The following is a 17,415-nucleotide window of genomic DNA, read 5'->3' on the forward strand; positions in this document are numbered from 1 at the left end:
ACCTTTCGGGGTCGGCGAATTCGTCAGGTGAGCCCCGAAAGGTCCCGGAGTACAACGTGGTTGCGGTCGGCGGTGGTGCCGAGGGTGTATTCCGGGATGAGGCCGAAGTATTCGGCGCGGGTGCGGGTGCTCCAGCGGCGGGCCTCGGGGGTGCGGGTTTTGTAGAAGTTGGCCTGGTAGCCGCCCTCGTAGAGGTGGAGCAGGGTGTAGCCGCCCGGATATTCCTTCACCGCGGCGACCTCGAGGAATTCGACGGGCAGCGGGATGTCGGGGCGGGTGCGGCGATTGCGATGGGTGTGGCCGCTGTGCTGGAGGAAGACGCCGGGGGCGGATCGGTACAGGGATTGGAGTTCGGCGGCGTCGGCGCGGTTCAGCACGAAATCCGGGCCGCCGATATTGGATATCGCGGATTCGAAGGTGACGGGATGGTGGCCGAAGACCAGGGTCGGGCGGTCGGGATCGGCGGCCAGAACGGTGCGCAGCCGGTCGAACTGGGACCGGTCGATGGTTCCACCCGCCGCGTCGAGTGCGGTGGTGTCCAGCCCGAGCAGGCGCAGGCCGCCGAGGTCGTGCAGGAGCAGTTCGCCCCGGGCCGGGAACGACTCACCCCAGCAGTCGTGGTGATCGGTATCGGCGACGATCGGGCAGCCCGCATACTCCGCGCCCACATGCGGCCGATCGTGATTGCCGCGGGTGGCGAACCAGTCTCGGCCCGCGACGCCCCAATCGTCGAGCATGCCGCGGACGCCGCGGGTTTGCCCGGGTGTGGCCTCCGCGGTGAGGTCGCCCGCGAGGAGCAGCTGATCCGCACCGCGGTCGGGGCGGCGCAGATCGTCGAGCAGTGCCGCGAGCATCACCTCCGGATAGGGCGGCAGCCCGGGTTCCTGGCGCACGCCCGGCGGCAGTCCGGCCGCGATGAGCCCGCTCACCTCCTCCCCGAAATGCACGTCGTTGCACAGCGCGAGCGTCCGCAACAACCGCCCGGGCGGTGGGGTGAGCGTGGTGAATTCGCCGATACATTCGGGCGAACCGGGCATCCTGGTCGCCACATTCGGCGCGGGAACGGCGCGTACCCCGTGGGACAGAGCCTCGAAGCGATAGGCGCGGCCGGGCTCGAGGCCGGTGATCTCCGCGAAGTGATAGGGGGTCGGCTCGGGATCGGCGAACAGCACGCGCGCGGGCGCGGACGAATCCGCCGGGGCCACCCGGACTTCCGAATCGGCCGCCAGCGGCGCGCGCCCGTCGGCGGTCAGCGTCGTCCAGGTCAGCACGGCCGAGGTGGCGGTGACGGTCACCAGCTCCAGATCCGTCGCCAGCAGTGAATTCCCCTGCGCCCGAGCGGAACCCGCGCCACGCTGGACCAGCAGCGGCAGCGCGGCCGTCATGCCCAAGGCGCTCAGTACCATTCGGCGGCTCGGTCCACAGCAGCTCATTGATCCTCCCTCGACAAGCGCGACCAGGGAATCGACGGTCCATCTGCACCATACGGCCGGGTGGGCGCCGCGGTCGCGGCGTTCGCCGGGGCGATCACCGCCCGTAACCTGCCGCTCGCCGATTCCGGTTTCGACGGCGATTCGGTCTCGACACGCGAGCGCACACTGCGCACTCCCATGGCACCGAGTACGTTGGTTAGCCAAACCTCATAGGCAGCCCGATTTCCGTGCGAAAGGAGGGCCCACGGTGGCCCGATGGAAATTGCTGACCGGTGCGCTGGCGGCACTGTCCGTGCTCGCGGCCACCACGGCCTGCTCGAACGCGACCGAGGACGACAACGAGATCCTGGTCTACAACGCCCAGCACGAGTCGCTGACCAAGGAGTGGGCCGCGGCCTTCACCAAGCAGACCGGCGTCAAGGTCACCCTGCGCAACGGCGGCGACACCGATCTGGCCAACCAGCTGGTGGCCGAGGGAAAGAACTCGCCCGCCGACGTTTTCCTCACCGAGAATTCCCCGGCCATGGCCCTGGTCGAGGACGCGGACCTGTTCGCCGATATCGATAGGGACACCCTCGCGCAGATCCCCGAGCAGTACCGCCCCTCGACCGGCAAGTGGGTCGGCGTCGCGGCGCGCTCGACGGTCTTCGTCTACAACCGGGCCAAGCTGCCGCAGGATCAGCTGCCCGCCTCGCTGCTGGATCTGGCCCAGCCGCAGTGGAAGGGCCGCTGGACCGCGGGCACCTCCGGTGCGGACTTCCAGGCCATCGTCGCGGCGCTGCTGGAGCTGAAGGGCGAGGACACCACCAGGGCATGGCTGCGGGGCATGAAGGCCAACGCCCCCGCCTCGCAGAACAACACCACCGCCATGAAGAACGTCAACAACGGGCAGTTCGACGGCGCGGTGATCTACCACTACTACTGGTACCGCGATCAGGCGGCCACCAAGGAGAACAGCGGCAATACCGAGTTGCACTACTTCAAGAATCAGGATCCGGGCGCGTTCGTGTCCACCTCCGGCGGCGGCGTGCTGAAGTCCAGTAAGAAGCAGCAGAACGCGCAGAAGTTCGTCAGGTTCATCACCGGCACGGCCGGGCAGGCGGTGCTGCGCGACGGCACCTCGATGGAGTATCCGGTCTCGGTCGACGTGGCGGCCAATCCGGCGCTGCCGCCGCTGGACAGCCTGCAGGCGCCCAAGATCGATCCGAGTCGACTGGAGGCCAAGAAGGTGCACCAGCTCATGACCGAAGCGGGTCTGCTCTGACCGTCGCGGTCGGAACCGCCCGGGCCGGTCGGCCCGGGCTCGCGGTCACGGGCATCGTACTGCTGCTGGTGGCGGCGACGTTCGTGCCGCTGGGCTATATCGTGGCCACGCTGTTCTCGGTCGGGCTGGACGAGGCCGCCCGGCTGGTGTTCCGGCCGCGGGTCGGCGAATTACTGCGCAACACCGCCGGTTTGGTGGTGCTCACGGTGCCGGTGTGTGTCGCGCTCGGCGTCGGGCTGGCCTGGTTGGTGGAGCGCACCGATGTGCCCGGGGCGGGCTGGTGGGGACCGATTCTGGCCGCGCCGCTGGCGGTTCCGGCGTTCGTGAACAGCTACGGCTGGGTCAGCGTGTTCCCCGCGCTGCACGGGCTGGGGGCGGGGGTGCTGATTACCTCGATGTCGTATTTCCCGCTGGTGTATCTGCCCGTGGCGGCGACGCTGCGGCGGCTGGATCCGGCGGTGGAGGAGTCCGCGCGGGCGCTGGGGTCGGGGTCGGTGGCGGTCTTCGCGCGCATCGTGCTGCCGCAGCTGCGATTGGCGATTCTCGGTGGGGCGCTGCTCATCTCGCTGCATCTGCTGGCGGAGTACGGCGCGTTCGTGATGGTGCGCTTCGACACCTTCACCACGGCGATCTTCGAGCAGTATCAGTCCAGTTTCGCGGGGGCCGCGGGCAGCATGCTGGCGGGGGTGCTGGTGCTGTGCTGTCTGGTCCTGCTGGGTGGGGAGGCGGCCGTGCGGGGGCGGGCGCGGTATGCCCGGGTGGGCGGTGGTGCGCCGCGTGCCGCGACCCGGGTTCGATTGGGCGGCATCGCGATTCCGGCGCTGGGGGTGCTCGGCGCGGTGCTGGTGGCCGCGCTGGGTGTCCCGCTGTGGACGGTGTTGCGCTGGCTGCGGATCGGCGGGGCGGCGGTGTGGGATGTCGATTCGATCGGTGAATCCCTCGCCCAGACAGTGGGTTTGGCGGCCACCGCAGCGGTGGTCACTACGCTGTGCGCATTTCCCGTGGCGTGGATCGCGGTGCGGTCGCAATCGGTGTTCGCGCGAATCGTCGAGGGCTGCAACTACATCACCAGTTCGCTGCCCGGCATCGTGATCGCGCTGGCCATGGTCACCTTGACCATTCGCTGGCTGCCCGGCGTGTACCAGACCGCGACCATGGTGCTCGCGGCCTATACGCTCATGTTCCTGCCCCGGGCGCTGGTGAGTGTGCGGGCCGGGCTGGCACAGGTGCCCATCGGCCTGGAGGAGGTGTCGCGGGCGCTGGGGAAATCGGGCCCGGTCACCTTCCTACGGGTGACGCTGCGGCTGAGCGCGCCCGCCGCGGCGGCGTCGGCGGCGCTGGTATTCGTAGCGGTGGCCACCGAGCTGACGGCCACGCTGCTCCTGGCCCCCAATGGGACTCGTACCCTCGCGATGGGATTCTGGTCGGCCTCGGGTGAACTGGATTACGCGGGTGCGGCACCCTATGCGCTGATCATGATCGTGGTGGCGATCCCGGTGACGTATGTGCTGTTCACTCAATCCAGGAAGGCGGCCGGGCTATGAGCCGCCTGGTGGTTTCCGAGGTGGCGAAGTCGTTCGGCGGCGCGCGGGTGCTCGACGGCATCGGCCTCGAGGTGCCCGACGGCACCTCGACGGCCGTGGTCGGCTCCTCCGGCTGCGGGAAGACCACGCTGCTGCGGGTGATCGCGGGATTCGAGACGCCCGATGCGGGTTCGGTGTCCATCGGCGGGAAAGTTGTTGCCCGCCAAGGGTTTCGCAAGCCCGCGCATCGTCGCAATGTCGGGTACGTGGCCCAGGACGGCGCGCTGTTCCCGCATCTGACCGTGGGACAGAACATCGCCTACGGGCTGGGCGGCGTGGCCGGGTGGCGGCGGCATCGCGATCGGGTGATCGAACTGCTGGAGATGGTGTCGCTGGACGCCTCCTATGCACGGCGCCGACCGCACGAACTGTCCGGTGGCCAGCAGCAGCGCGTCGCGCTGGCCCGGGCCATGGCGCGGCGGCCGCAGGTGATGCTGTTGGACGAGCCGTTCAGCGCGCTGGACACCGGCCTGCGCGCGGCGACCCGCCAGGCCGTCGCGCAGACGCTGCGCACGGCCGAAATGACCAGCATTCTGGTGACCCACGACCAGGAGGAGGCGCTGTCGTTCGCCGATCAGGTCGCCGTCATGTGCGCGGGGCGGTTCACCCAGGTGGGCCCGCCCGAAGAGGTCTATGCCGCTCCGGCCGACCTGTTCACGGCCCAATTTCTCGGCGACTGCGTACTTTTGGACGCTGTGGTCGTCGACGGAGTGGCCGAAAGCGTGCTGGGCCGCACGCCCGTCCAGCCCGACGCCCCCGTCGGCGCGGTGACGCTCATGTTGCGACCGGAGCAGCTGATCGCGCACCCGGTCTCCGACAACGCCGCGGGCACCGCGACCGTGCGCTCCGCCGAATTCCGCGGTGCCGACATCATCCTCACCATCGCCCTCGACGGCCGCGCCGAACCTATCCACGTCCGTCGCATCGGCATGGGAGCCCCGCCCGTCGGAAGTCGAGTGAGCCTGGCGACAACTGGCCCGGCAACGGCTTTCGGCCCCTCCGACAGTGCGGATTCGCGCCGGACGGAGTCCGTGGGGGTCGGAACTCAATCCGGCCGACGGCAATAGACGAACAAGTGCGGCTCGGGTAGCGCGTCCTCGTGATCGGGCCGGAACGTGCTCTCCCGCGCCTCGACCACCTCCAGCCCGGCATCGCCGAGCCTGGCCACGAAATCCGCCGCGGCATAACTGCTCACCCGTGCCGGGTGGCCCATGAACACGATGTCGGCCTGCTCGGCATCGACGGGAACGGTTGCCGCGACCAGGTATCCGCCGGGGCGCAGCCAGGTCGCGATGCGGACGAGAGCCGCATCGATGTCGGCGCGGGGCATCTGCAGCAGCGGGAAGAAGGCGCAGATCGCGTCGAAGCTCGCCGGTTCGGCGGAGAACTCCCGGACATCGGCCCGATGGAAGGTGGCGGCGGGGACCCGCTGCCGGGCGAGTTCGATCATGACGGGGGACACGTCGATGCCCTCCACCCGAAAGCCGCTGTCGGACAGGATGCGTGCGGTCGGTATGCCGGTGCCGCTGCCCACGTCGAGCACGCGTGCCCCCGCCCGAAGTCGCCCGCGGAGCCAATCCAGGGCGGCATGCTGCTCGGGTAGTTCGGCGTAGGCACGCTCGTAGTCCACGCCGAGGGTGTCGAAGAGCTGGGCTGCCGACAGCGGCACATCGGGCGACATGGTGGGAAGTGTCCACCGTCGCGGTGGCGGTGGCGGGCGTTTCCCTCGAAATGACCGCGGGGCGGTCAGCGGGTGGCGAGTTCGGCGAGCCGGTAGGCGAGGGCGTGCCGCACGGCCGGGATTTGGGCCGCGAGACGGATGGCGGTGTTGCGCACGGCGCGAGCGGGGCGGGGGCGCAGGGTGGCCATTCGCGTCATTCGGTGGGTGAACGAGAGCACCCCGAGGGCGATGGGTCGGCGAGACCGCTCGTACTCGTCGAGCAGGGTCTCCGGTTCGCCGTGCAGTACGCGGGTCAGGAGCCGACCCAGTAGGGCGGCGTCCTGGATGCCGGTGTTCATGCCCTGACCGCCCGCGGGGCTGTGTACGTGCGCGGCGTCGCCGGCCAGCAGGACGCGGCCCGCGCGGTAGCGATCGGCGACGCGGTGGTGCACGCGAAAACGCGAGCTCCACAGGAGCTCTCGGATCCGGGCGCCGGGGCGGTGGGTGTCGAGGATGGCCTGGACGCGGGCCAGATCGGGGCGTTCGGGCGCGTGGGCGACGGTGGCGAAGACGCGGTACCGATCGCGCCGCTCGTCCGGCAGCGGCGCCACCACGGTGACTCCCTCGGGAGACAGGTGCATCGAGATCTCCTCGCGCGGGTCGGGCCAGTCCATCCGGACGTCGGCGAGGACGAACGACTCGGTGTAGGTCGAGCCGGTGAAGCCGATTCCGGCCTGCTCCCGAACCACGCTGTGCATGCCGTCCGCGCCGATCACGTAGTCGGCGCGGATCGAGCCCGAACCGCCTGTCGCATCGAGGAATTCGACGATGACCTCGGTTCCGGCGGCGGTCACAGCGGTGACCTCGTAGGGCCGGTGCACGTCGCCGCCCGCCTTGCGCAGCCGGGCCAGCAGCACGGCCTCGGTCGTCTCCTGACCGATCATCAGGGCGTAGGGGTATTCGGTCGGCAGTCCGGTGAAGGAGACGGTGGCCAGCCGACGTCCGCCGTCATGCAGGACGAACCGCGGGACCTCGAGGCCGCGGTCGTGCAGTTCGTCCGCGATCCCGAATTCGTCGAGCACCTCCATGGTCCGGGCGTGGACCACCGCGGCCCGCGAGGTGTTCGCGGCCTCGGCCAGTCGATCCAGCACGACCACGTCGACACCGGCGTCGGCGAGGGCGATGCCCGCGGTCAACCCGACGGGACCCGCACCGATGACGACAACGGAAGCCGCGGCCGGAACTGTGTTCATGAGTGCTCCTCGAGCCATGCCAACAATCGTTGGCCAACATTTGTTGGCATCACGGTACGGCCGGCGATACTGGTGTGTCAACGCTTGTTGGCCTACATTCGTGGGCATGACCGCCGAGACGACTCCGCGCCGCTCCGACGTGACCCGGGCGACCATCCTCGCGGCCGCCCGCCGCCGCTTCGCCGAGGAAGGTTTCCGCAAGGCGACCATCCGCGCGATCGCCGCCGATGCCGGGATCGACCCGTCGATGGTGATGCGGTACTACGGCAGCAAGGAGGGGCTGTTCGAGGCCGCCCTGGACGTGGACCTCGCGCTGCCCGATCTGGGGGCGGTGCCGCCGCAGGCCCTGGGCGAGGCGCTGGTGCGCCGATTCCTGGAGGTCTGGGAGGTTTCGCCGGGTAGCGAGACGATGCTGACCCTGCTTCGTTCCGCGTTGACCGAGGATGTGCTGGGGGGTCGCGCGCAGCAGATCTTCGCCGGACAGGTGATGCCCGTGGTCATGCGTGTCGGCGATCCATCGGACGCGCCGCGCCGGGCCGGTCTGCTCGCCACCCAGATGCTCGGACTCGCCCTGTGCCGCTACGTGTTACGCCTGCCCCCGGTCGTCGCCATGAGGCACGAGGAGATCGTCGCCGATATCGGCCCCACGCTCCAGCGATATCTGCTGGGCCAGCCGCGCATCCGGTGACCTCCAGGATGCCCATCCAGCTGGAAGGAAATAATGTTCTCGGCGAAGGGGTTTCGCCGCATCGGTGGGCCCGATCTCGCCGAGGAGGGCTGGTGGGTTTGGTGGAGGGATTCGTCGAGCGCGGATTCGAGCCGGTTCGGGATGGATTCGCGCACGCGCACGAGGGTGACGAGGGCGCCGCGCAGCTGTGCGTGTATCGCCACGGGCGCGTCGTGGTGGATCTGTGGACGGGACAGGATCCGATCTCGGGGAAGACCTGGGATGCGGGGTCGCTGTCGGTGCTCATGTCCGTGTCCAAGGGGCTGACCGCGACCTGTGTGCATATGCTCGTCGATCGGGGCCTGCTCGACCTCGCGGCCCCGGTTCGGGACTACTGGCCGGAGTTCGCGGCGGCGGGCAAGGCCGACGTCACGGTCGCCGATGTGCTGTCCCATCGCGCCGGATTGTCGAGCTTCGACCCCGAATGCGGAATCGGCACCCGAGAATTGTCCGACTGGTCGGCGTGCGTCACCGCCCTCGCCTCGATGGCTCCGCTGTGGCGGCCCGGGACGGCGTACTACTATCACTCCCTCACCTGGGGCTATCTGGCGGGCGAGCTGATCCGGCGGGTCAGCGGCAAGAGCGTGGGTGAGTTCCTCGCCGCCGAGATCGCCGACCCGCTCGGACTGAGCCTGTGGATCGGCCTGCCCGAAAGCCAAGAGCCCCATGTCGTTCCGCAGTTCACCCGGCTGCGCTCGCCCGGTCCCGCCGAAGTGGAGAAGCTGCTCGGCAGCATGGGGATCGACGTCGGCGCGCGACTGGTCCGGGCCACCCTCGCGACGGTGGCGATGCGAGAGGAGGGCCTGGAACTGCTCAACACCCGAATCGGGCACGCGGCGGAGATCCCCTCCGGCAACGGAATCGGAAACGCTCGCTCACTGGCGCGATTGTTCGCGGCCACGATCGGCGACATCGACGGCATCCGCCTCCTCTCTCCCCAGGCCCTACACCGAGCCCGCCAACCCCAAACCGAGGGACTGAACTACCCCGCCCCCCTGACCGCCCTGCCGAAGGGCAACGACTTCGCCCACGGCTACGAACTCACCCGCCCCACCCAACTCCTCGGCCCCGGAGCCTTCGGCCAGATCGGCTCCGGCGGCCGAATCGCCTTCGCCCACCCGGATTCCGGCGTAGCCGTCGGTTACACCTGCACCAATATGGTCGGCGACGACAACGGCGGCCCGGACCCGCGGTGGTCGCCGTGGACCGCCGCGCTGCGCGCCGCCCTGGCCTGAGGCGCGTCCGTCAGCGAGGACGGTTCAGGAAGATCGGGTCCATCACCTCGGCGCAGACCCCGCCTATCAGGTACCGCGGTTGATAGATCCCGTGTGATCGGGCAGCGAGTTCGATGGCGCTGATCGCGATCTGGCCGATCCCGGAACGGCCGATCACGTCGACCGAACTGGCCCAGACCACGCGTGGGATCTTCGCCCAGGCGATCATTCCCATGCACATGGCACACGGTTCGCCGGTGGTATAGAGCGTCGTATTCGGCCAGCCGGAATTGCCGTGCCGATCAATATAGGAATTGATGGCGACCACCTCACCGTGATGCCCGGGATGGAACGCGCTTTTGTTGACCCCCTCGGAAAGGATCGTCCCCGTGTCGTCGACGATGACCGCGCCGAAGGGATACTTCGGATTGCCCGCCGCCACCCGGATGGCCTGGGCCATCCGCAATGCGTGGAATCGTTGTTCTTCCAGCGTCGGGCGGTAGCCGAGCAGCCGGTCCGGGGCGCTGCGCGTCGGCTCGTCGAGTTCACATGTCGGCGTGGCCGAGCCGGTGCCCGCGGCGCCGCCGACCAAGGCCGCGACCGAGGCGGTCAATGCGAGTGCGGCCGTGCGCCGGGAGGTTTGCGCGGACACCTTTCGGGAGAATTCGGTAACCATGGGTGGTAGCCTGCCAGAAATTCGCCGAATTCTCGGTTCCGGCCAGAAGTTCTACCTCCAGCCTATCGCCACGCCTAATGCGATGAAATCGAATTGTCCGGTGTATTAGGGCGGGAATGAATCGCTGCCTTCCGAAGCCCGGTATGGGAACGGCGACGGATGCGGTATCGCGCAACGCGAGAAGGCTCGGACAGCAACGCTGTCCGAGCCTTCCTCGGTGCCCTCGGCAGGATTCGAACCTGCGGCCTTCTGCTCCGGAGGCAGACGCTCTATCCCCTGAGCTACGAGGGCGAGGTGGACCCGGTCGTCGTTGTTTGCACGTCGTCCGATCGGGCGGGGAAAGCGTATCGCATCGGCGGGCGTGGGCCAAAAGGCGAGGGTGAGCGGGGGTTCAGTTGAGGGGGAGGGGGGTGGCGGCGCGGGCGGTGAGCATCTGGGTCATGAGGCGGGACTCGCCCTCCTGGGTGGTTTTCATGCTGGCGGCCAGGGAGCGGACGGCGTCGGTTTCGGCTCGGGCGGCGGCGTATTCGATCATGGGGACGCCGCCCTGGTGGTGGCGCAGCATCAGTTGCAGGAACAGCGTGTCCTGGGCGGGGCCGGTGGCCCGGCGCAGCTGTTCGAGCTCCTGGGGGGTGGCCATGCCGGGCATGGACGGCATCGGGCCCGAGGTCTGCGAGTCGTGGCCGTGGCCGCCGGCGGCCGACATCCAGCCCATGTAGCCGTCCGGATGCAGCGTCGGCTTGCCCCACAGCTGCAGCCAGCCCTGCATGCGCCCGGCCTGGTTCTGCTGAGTGGTGAGGATGTCGTAGGCCAGGCGCTTGACGTCCGGATCGCTGCCGCCGGACAGCTCCAGGCCCGCCATCTGCACCGCCTGCGCGTGATGGACGGACATGTCCTGGCAGAAGCCGGTGTCGACCGCGCCGGGCGCGGCATCGACACTGCGCTGCAACGGAATACGCACGATCACCCCGATCGCGACGCCGACCAGCAGCACCGCGACCACGGCCAGGACGAGGACGGCCGCGCGTTGCCGCGCGGCGGGTCGGTCGCTCGTCATGGCGCTACTGCCGCGGAGGGGTTTGTCCCGGCGCGCCGCCGGGCACGCCCGGCATCCCAGGCAGTCCAGGAATGCCCGGAATGCCGCCGGGCGGACCGCCGAAGCCCTCGTCGGTGGACGGGGTCAGCCCCTTGCCGTCCATCGGCACCGCGTCCGGCCCGGGCGCGGTCGGATCGAACGGCGGCGGGTTGTCGGGGTCGAAGGTCGGATTGTCGCAGGCCGCACCGACTTCCGGATGGGTGTACTGGTTCAGCCGTAGCGCGGCGACGAACTGGCCGATGCGCTTGTCGTCGGCGCTGTCCACCTTCAGCTGATGTCCCCACGACTGCAGCGAGATCGGCGAGTCCATGCCCGGATACGGCGACATCAGCATCGCGGGTTTGTTCTGGACCTTCTGCTTCAGCGAGTCCACCGCCGCGCCGCTGATCTTGTCGGGGTTGTAGGCGATCCACACCGCGCCGTGCTCGAGCGAGTGCACCGCGTTCTCGGTGCGGATCGGTTTGGTGTAGACCACGCCGGTGCAGGCCGCCCACGATTCGTCGTGCGGCCCGCCCATCGGCGGGGCCAGGTCGTAGGCCACCCGCTGCGGGACCCGCACGTGCAGGCCCGCCGGATAGTCCTTCTTCACCACGCCCGCGATCTCGTCGGACGGATCCTTCTTCTGGGCGGTCGGTGTGAATTTCTCCGCATCCGCCTTCTCCTGATACTTCGGCACCAGATACACCGCGAGGGCGGCGACCAGGCCGATGATCACGACGGCGGCCCCTATCACGGACCACGGGACGCGGCTCCCGAGCGGCTTCTTTCCTGGGCCCCCCGTTTTGCGGGCCGGTGCGGATTTGGCGGCGGCACGAATCGCCTTGGCCGATTTCGCGCTGGTGTTCGGCATCGCTGATGTGCTCTCTTCGACATGTCGGACGGTCCCGCAATGCGGCAAGCTGGTGTTGCCCCGCCCGGTTTGCTGGGTGCCTGCCCAGAGGTGCCCGATGGCGGCGTACGCCTGCTCAGACCATAGGATAAGGACTCGTGACTCCAGCTGACCTTGCAGATCTCCTTCGTGCTACCGCCGCGAAGGTGCTTGTCGAACGTGGATCGGACCCTTCGGTCCTGCCCGACGAGGTCAAGGTGGAGCGTCCCCGCAATCCGGAACACGGTGACTATGCCACGAATCTGGCCATGCAGGTGGGCAAGAAAGCGGGATTGAATCCGCGCGAACTGGCCGGTCTGCTCGCCGACGCGCTGTCGGCCGACGAGGGAATCGAATCCGCCGAGGTCGCGGGCCCGGGCTTCCTCAACATCCGGCTGGCCGCCGCCGCACAGGGGGCTATCCTCGAGAGGATCCGCGCGGCGGGCGCCTCCTACGGCAGTGCGGCCACCCTTACCGGTACCAAGATCAACCTGGAATTCGTCTCCGCCAATCCGACCGGTCCGGTTCATCTGGGCGGTACCCGCTGGGCCGCCGTAGGCGATGCCCTCGGCCGGATCCTGGCGGCTCAGGGCGCGGCGGTCACCCGCGAGTACTACTTCAACGACCACGGCGCGCAGATCGATCGGTTCGCCAACTCCCTGGTCGCCGCGGCGACCGGTGCGCCGACGCCCGAGGACGGCTATGCGGGCGCCTACATCGGCGAGATCGCCGAGCGGATCGTCGCCGCGCATCCGGACGCGGTGCGCCTGCCCGAGGCCGAGCGGCACGAGCTGTTCCGGCGCGAGGGCGTCGAGCTGATGTTCACCCACATCAAGCAGACCCTGCACGACTTCGGCACCGAGTTCGACGTCTACTTCAACGAGAGTTCGCTGTTCGAGTCGGGCGCGGTCGACCGGGCCGTCGAGCGGCTCAAGAACATGGGCAAGCTGTACGAGAAGGACGGCGCCTGGTGGATCGCCAGCTCCGAGTACGGCGACGATCAGGACCGCGTCGTCATCAAGAGCGACGGCAAGGCCGCCTACGTCGCTGGTGACATCGCCTACTACCAGGACAAGCGCGCCCGCGGCTTCGATCTGTGCATCTACATGCTCGGCGCGGACCACCACGGCTACATCGGCCGGTTGAAGGCGATCGCCGAGACCTCCGGCGACGATCCGAAGACGGTCGAGGTGCTGATCGGCCAGATGGTGAATCTGGTGCGCGACGGGGTGGCGGTGCGGATGAGCAAGCGCGCGGGCACCGTGGTCACCCTCGACGATCTGGTCGAGCTGATCGGCGTCGACGCCGCGCGGTACTCGCTGGTGCGCAGCTCGGTCAACACCAGCATGGATATCGATCTCGACGTCTGGACCAAGCAGAGCAACGAGAATCCGGTCTACTACGTGCAGTACGCGCACGCCCGCACCTGCGCGGTCGGCCGCAATGCCGCCGATCTCGGATTCGCCGGTGTCGCACCGGATCTCGCGTTGCTGACCGCCGACGAGGAGGGCGAGCTGATCCGCACCCTCGGCGAGTATCCGGCGATCGTCGCGAGCGCGGCGACGCTGCGCGAGCCGCATCGCGTGGCCCGCTACCTGGAGGAGCTGGCGGGTGCGTACCACCGGTTCCAGACCAACAAGACGCTGCGCATCCTGCCGCAGGGCGACGATCCGGTCACGCCGGTCAATGCCGCACGCCTGGAACTGGTCAACGCCACCCGACAGGTACTCGCCAACGGCCTCGCGCTGCTGGGCGTCAACGCTCCGGAGCGGATGTGATGAGTGCACACCCCGCCGGGCCGCGTCACGCCGAGATCCCGCACGCCCCGAATCTGCCCGAGCGGCCGCGTGAGTCGGCCCAGATGATCGATCTGCCCGCGAATGTGTGGCCGCGCAACGCCTCCCGCGATGCCGACGGCGTGGTGCGGCTCGCCGGTGTGCCGGTGACCGAGCTGGCCGAGCGGTACGGTACGCCGCTGTTCGTGGTCGACGAGGACGACTTCCGTTCCCGCTGCCGGGATATGGTCCGGGCGTTCGGCGACAACGCGCGAGTTCACTACGCCTCCAAGGCATTCCTGTGCGGTGAGATCGCGCGGTGGGTTCGCGACGAGGGGCTGTCCCTGGATGTGTGCTCCGGCGGCGAGCTGGCCGTCGCGCTGCACGCGGGCTTCCCCGCGAACCGGATCGCCCTGCACGGCAACAACAAATCCGTCGCCGAACTGGAGACCGCGGTCGCCGCGGGCGTGGGCCATGTCGTAGTCGACTCGCTGATCGAGATCGATCGGCTCGAGGCCGTCGCCGGGCGCGCCGGTGTGGTGCAGGACGTGCTGGTCCGCGTCACCGTCGGCGTGGAGGCCCATACTCACGAATACATTTCGACCGCGCACGAGGATCAGAAGTTCGGTTTCTCGATCGCGGGCGGCGACGCCCTCGAGGCGCTGGCCCGGGTGTTCGAGGCGGACAATCTGCGGCTGGTCGGCCTGCACAGCCATATCGGCTCGCAGATCTTCGAAAGCGACGGCTTCGAGATCTCCGCCCGCCGCATGCTCGGGCTGCTGCGCGATGCCGTCGACAAGTTCGGCGTGGAGCGTACGGCTCAGATCAGCACGCTGGATCTCGGTGGGGGACTGGGAATCTCGTATCTGCCCAACGACGATCCGCCCGCGCTGGACGAGTTCGCGGCCAATCTGCGCCGCATCGTCGCCGAGGAGGCCGCCCGCGCCGGGCTGCCGACCCCGATCATCGCGGTCGAGCCGGGGCGCGCCATCGCCGGACCGGGCACCGTCACCGTGTACGAGGTCGGCACCGTCAAGGATGTCAGCCTGGACGGCGGCCTGCGGCGGCGCTACGTCAGCGTCGACGGCGGTATGAGCGACAACATCCGGCCCGCGCTGTATCAGGCCGAGTACGACTGCCGCCTGGTCTCGCGCGGCAGCGAATCGGGCCCGGTGGTGGCCCGGGTGGTCGGAAAGCATTGTGAGAGCGGCGATATCGTCATCCGTGACACCTGGATGCCCGCCGATGTGGGCCCGGGTGATCTGATCGCGGTGGCGGCGACCGGCGCCTACTGCTATTCGATGTCGAGCCGCTACAACCTGCTCACCCGTCCGGCCGTGGTGGCCGTGCGCGACGGGCAGGCGCGCCTGATCCTGCGCCGGGAGACGGTGGCGGACCTTTTGAGCTTGGAGGTGGAAGCATGACCGAGGTCGGGAACAGAGCCGTATTCGGATCCGATCGCCCGATCGGTGTCGCGGTCCTCGGCATGGGCAATGTCGGCACCGAAGTGGTGCGCATCCTGCGCGAGCACGCCGACGATCTGCGCTCACGCGTGGGCGCCCCGCTGGTGCTGCGCGGCGTGGCGGTGCGGCGGCTCGACGTCGACCGCGGCATCCCCGCCGACCTGCTGACCACCGACGCCGAGGCGCTGGTCACCCGTGCCGATGTGGATCTGGTCGTCGAGGTGATGGGCGGTATCGATCCCGCCCGCGGACTCATCGGAGCCGCGCTCAGTGCGGGCAAGTCCGTGGTCACCGCGAACAAGGCGCTGCTGGCCGACTACACCGGCGAGCTGGCCGCCGCGGCCGAGCGCAGCCGCGCCGACCTCTACTTCGAGGCCGCCGTCGCCGGTGCGATTCCGGTGGTGCGCCCGCTGATCCAGTCGCTGTCCGGCGACCGGGTCAACCGGGTGGTCGGGATCGTCAACGGCACAACGAATTTCATCCTCTCGGCGATGGACGAGACCGGCGCCGACTACGAGGTGACGCTGAAGGAGGCCACCCGGCTGGGCTACGCGGAGGCCGATCCAACCGCCGACGTGGAGGGCTACGACGCCGCGGCCAAGGCCGCCATTCTGGCCTCGCTGGCCTTCCACACCCGCGTCACCGCGGCCGATGTGTACCGCGAGGGCATTTCGAACATCACCGCCGAGGATCTGGAAACCGCCGCGGCCGTGGGGTGCACGGTCAAGCTGCTGGCCATCTGCGAGCGCGTGCCCGCCGGGCCGGGTGAGCCCGCGCCCGCCGACGGCGGCAAGGAGCGCATCTCGGTGCGGGTGTATCCCGCGCTGATTCCACGCAAGCATCCGCTCTCCGCGGTCAACGGCGCGTTCAACGCCGTGGTCGTGGAGGCCGAGAACGCGGGCCGGTTGATGTTCTACGGCCAGGGCGCAGGCGGTGCGCCGACCGCCTCGGCCGTCATGGGTGATCTGGTGATGGCGGCGCGCAACAAGTTCTACGGTGGTCGCGCTCCGGGCGAATCGGTTTATGCTGAGCTGCCGATCGCGCCGATCGGCGACACGCCCACCCGCTATCACGTGAATCTGCAGGTTGCCGACCGCACCGGGGTTTTGCAGGCGGTGGCCGGCGAGTTCGCCAAGCACGGCGTGAGCATCTCGACGGTCCGCCAGGAGGGATCCGACGAGGGCGCCCGACTGGTCGTGGTCACCCACCACGCGGAGGAGTCGGCGCTGGCCGATACGGTGGCCGCGCTCGCCGAACTGGAATCCGTCACGTCCGTGACCAGCGTTTTGAGATTGGAAGGCACCGAGGAATGAGTACCACTGGACTTCCGGTTCACACTGGGTGGCCGGGACTGATCGCGGCCTACCGCGATCGGCTTGCGGTGGGCGCCGACTGGGAGCCCGTCACGCTGTTCGAGGGCGGCACCCCGCTGGTGCCCGCGCACCACCTGTCCGAGCTCACCGGCTGCGAGGTCTACCTCAAGGTCGAGGGCGCCAATCCGACCGGTTCCTTCAAGGACCGCGGCATGACCATGGCGATGACCGACGCCAAGGCCCGCGGCCAGAAGGCGGTGCTGTGCGCCTCCACGGGTAACACCTCGGCCTCGGCCGCCGCCTACGCCACCCGCGCGGGCATGCACTGCGCGGTGCTCATCCCGCAGGGCAAGATCGCCATGGGCAAGCTGGCCCAGGCGGTCATGCTGGGCGCCAAGATCATTCAGGTGCAGGGCAACTTCGACGACTGTCTCGAGCTGGCTCGCAAGGTGACCGCGGAGTTCCCGCAGGTCGGCCTCGTCAACTCGGTGAACCCGGCGCGGATCGAGGGCCAGAAGACCGCGGCCTTCGAAATCTGCGACGTCCTCGGTCGGGCCCCCGACGTACATGCCCTGCCGGTGGGCAATGCGGGCAACATCACGGCCTACTGGAAGGGCTACCGCGAGTACCACGCCGACGGCATCACCGCCTCGCGCCCGCGCATGCTGGGCGTACAGGCCGCCGGCGCCGCGCCGCTGGTCAACGGGGCTCCGGTCAAGGATCCCGAAACCATCGCCACGGCCATCCGGATCGGCGCGCCCGCGTCCTGGAACGGTGCGGTCGCCGCCAAGGAGGAGTCCGGCGGCGCGTTCCGGGCCGCCACCGACGAGGAGATCCTGGCCGCGTACCGCCTGATCGCGAGCACCGAGGGCGTCTTCGTCGAACCGGCCTCGGCGGCGAGCGTGGCGGGCCTGCTGGCCGCGCGCAAGGAGGGTTGGCTCGACGCCGGACTGACCGTGGTCTGCACGGTGACCGGCAACGGCCTCAAGGATCCCGACACCGCGCTGAAGGGCATGCCCGAGGTGCAGGCGATCGCGGTGGATCCGGTCGCGGTGGCCCACGAGCTAGAGCTGGCCTGAGTTGAGTTCCC

At 69.1% G+C, this 17,415-nt stretch carries 15 protein-coding genes and 1 tRNA gene; 9 read left to right on the forward strand and 7 right to left on the reverse strand.

Going from position 1 to position 17,415, the window contains the following annotated elements:
- Positions 1–23: 23 nt before the first annotated feature.
- Positions 24–1,406, reverse strand: coding sequence for a metallophosphoesterase (locus NDR87_RS30640; protein WP_251917306.1), 1,383 nt, complete (start codon positions 1,404–1,406; stop codon positions 24–26).
- A gap of 274 nt (positions 1,407–1,680) precedes the next feature.
- Between NDR87_RS30640 and NDR87_RS30645 the strand changes: the two genes are divergently transcribed.
- Genes NDR87_RS30645 through NDR87_RS30655 form a run of 3 tightly spaced genes read left to right on the forward strand, consistent with a single transcriptional unit; the run spans position 1,681 to position 5,347 of the window.
- On the forward strand, positions 1,681–2,697 hold the full coding sequence (locus NDR87_RS30645) for an iron ABC transporter substrate-binding protein (protein WP_372494341.1): 1,017 nt from the start codon (positions 1,681–1,683) through the stop codon (positions 2,695–2,697).
- Complete coding sequence (locus NDR87_RS30650) at positions 2,694–4,241, forward strand: iron ABC transporter permease (protein ID WP_251917351.1); 1,548 nt, start codon at positions 2,694–2,696, stop codon at positions 4,239–4,241. Before NDR87_RS30645 ends, NDR87_RS30650 begins: the two co-directional genes overlap by 4 nt.
- On the forward strand, positions 4,238–5,347 hold the full coding sequence (locus NDR87_RS30655; RefSeq protein ID WP_251917307.1) for an ABC transporter ATP-binding protein: 1,110 nt from the start codon (positions 4,238–4,240) through the stop codon (positions 5,345–5,347). The genes NDR87_RS30650 and NDR87_RS30655 overlap by 4 nt, the downstream gene beginning before the upstream one ends.
- On the opposite strand, the gene NDR87_RS30660 is transcribed toward NDR87_RS30655, so the two are convergent.
- A complete protein-coding gene (locus NDR87_RS30660) occupies positions 5,326–5,961 on the reverse strand; it encodes a bifunctional 2-polyprenyl-6-hydroxyphenol methylase/3-demethylubiquinol 3-O-methyltransferase UbiG (protein ID WP_251917308.1) in 636 nt (211 codons plus the stop codon). The genes NDR87_RS30655 and NDR87_RS30660 overlap by 22 nt on opposite strands.
- Before the next feature lie 65 nt (positions 5,962–6,026).
- Positions 6,027–7,193, reverse strand: coding sequence for an NAD(P)/FAD-dependent oxidoreductase (locus tag NDR87_RS30665; RefSeq protein WP_251917309.1), 1,167 nt, complete (start codon positions 7,191–7,193; stop codon positions 6,027–6,029).
- 106 nt (positions 7,194–7,299) lie between these two features.
- Between NDR87_RS30665 and NDR87_RS30670 the strand changes: the two genes are divergently transcribed.
- Positions 7,300–7,881 (forward strand): TetR family transcriptional regulator, encoded by a 582-nt coding sequence (locus tag NDR87_RS30670; RefSeq protein ID WP_251917310.1) that lies wholly within the window; start codon positions 7,300–7,302, stop codon positions 7,879–7,881.
- Positions 7,882–7,973: 92 nt separating this feature from the next.
- Positions 7,974–9,155: a serine hydrolase domain-containing protein gene (locus NDR87_RS30675; RefSeq protein WP_251917311.1), complete on the forward strand. Its 1,182-nt coding sequence runs from the start codon at positions 7,974–7,976 to the stop codon at positions 9,153–9,155.
- 10 nt (positions 9,156–9,165) lie between these two features.
- Here the strand turns inward: NDR87_RS30675 and NDR87_RS30680 are convergent, their stop codons facing one another.
- The 4 genes from NDR87_RS30680 to NDR87_RS30695 form a co-directional block, all read right to left on the reverse strand.
- Positions 9,166–9,747 carry a nucleoside deaminase gene (locus NDR87_RS30680; protein ID WP_251917312.1) on the reverse strand — a complete coding sequence of 194 codons (582 nt, stop codon included), beginning with the start codon at positions 9,745–9,747 and terminating at the stop codon, positions 9,166–9,168.
- Between the two features lie 281 nt (positions 9,748–10,028).
- Positions 10,029–10,101, reverse strand: a tRNA-Arg gene (locus NDR87_RS30685).
- A gap of 100 nt (positions 10,102–10,201) precedes the next feature.
- Complete coding sequence (locus NDR87_RS30690; protein WP_251917313.1) at positions 10,202–10,867, reverse strand: DUF305 domain-containing protein; 666 nt, start codon at positions 10,865–10,867, stop codon at positions 10,202–10,204.
- A gap of 4 nt (positions 10,868–10,871) precedes the next feature.
- Positions 10,872–11,621 (reverse strand): DUF3105 domain-containing protein, encoded by a 750-nt coding sequence (locus NDR87_RS30695; RefSeq protein WP_372494342.1) that lies wholly within the window; start codon positions 11,619–11,621, stop codon positions 10,872–10,874.
- 272 nt (positions 11,622–11,893) lie between these two features.
- Between NDR87_RS30695 and argS the strand changes: the two genes are divergently transcribed.
- From argS to thrC, 4 genes are read left to right on the forward strand one after another with little or no spacing between them, the layout of a single operon-like run.
- A complete protein-coding gene (argS, locus tag NDR87_RS30700) occupies positions 11,894–13,552 on the forward strand; it encodes an arginine--tRNA ligase (RefSeq protein ID WP_251917315.1) in 1,659 nt (552 codons plus the stop codon).
- Positions 13,552–14,973, forward strand: coding sequence for a diaminopimelate decarboxylase (lysA, locus tag NDR87_RS30705; RefSeq protein WP_251917316.1), 1,422 nt, complete (start codon positions 13,552–13,554; stop codon positions 14,971–14,973). The genes argS and lysA overlap by 1 nt, the downstream gene beginning before the upstream one ends.
- Positions 14,970–16,325, forward strand: coding sequence for a homoserine dehydrogenase (locus tag NDR87_RS30710; RefSeq protein ID WP_251917317.1), 1,356 nt, complete (start codon positions 14,970–14,972; stop codon positions 16,323–16,325). Before lysA ends, NDR87_RS30710 begins: the two co-directional genes overlap by 4 nt.
- The gene (gene thrC / locus NDR87_RS30715; RefSeq protein ID WP_251917318.1) at positions 16,322–17,404 is read left to right on the forward strand and encodes a threonine synthase; all 1,083 of its coding nucleotides are present in this window, start codon (positions 16,322–16,324) and stop codon (positions 17,402–17,404) included. The genes NDR87_RS30710 and thrC overlap by 4 nt, the downstream gene beginning before the upstream one ends.
- Positions 17,405–17,415: the final 11 nt, after the last annotated feature.

The organism is Nocardia sp. CDC159 (assembly GCF_023740735.1).
GTDB classification, from domain to species: domain Bacteria; phylum Actinomycetota; class Actinomycetes; order Mycobacteriales; family Mycobacteriaceae; genus Nocardia; species Nocardia pulmonis.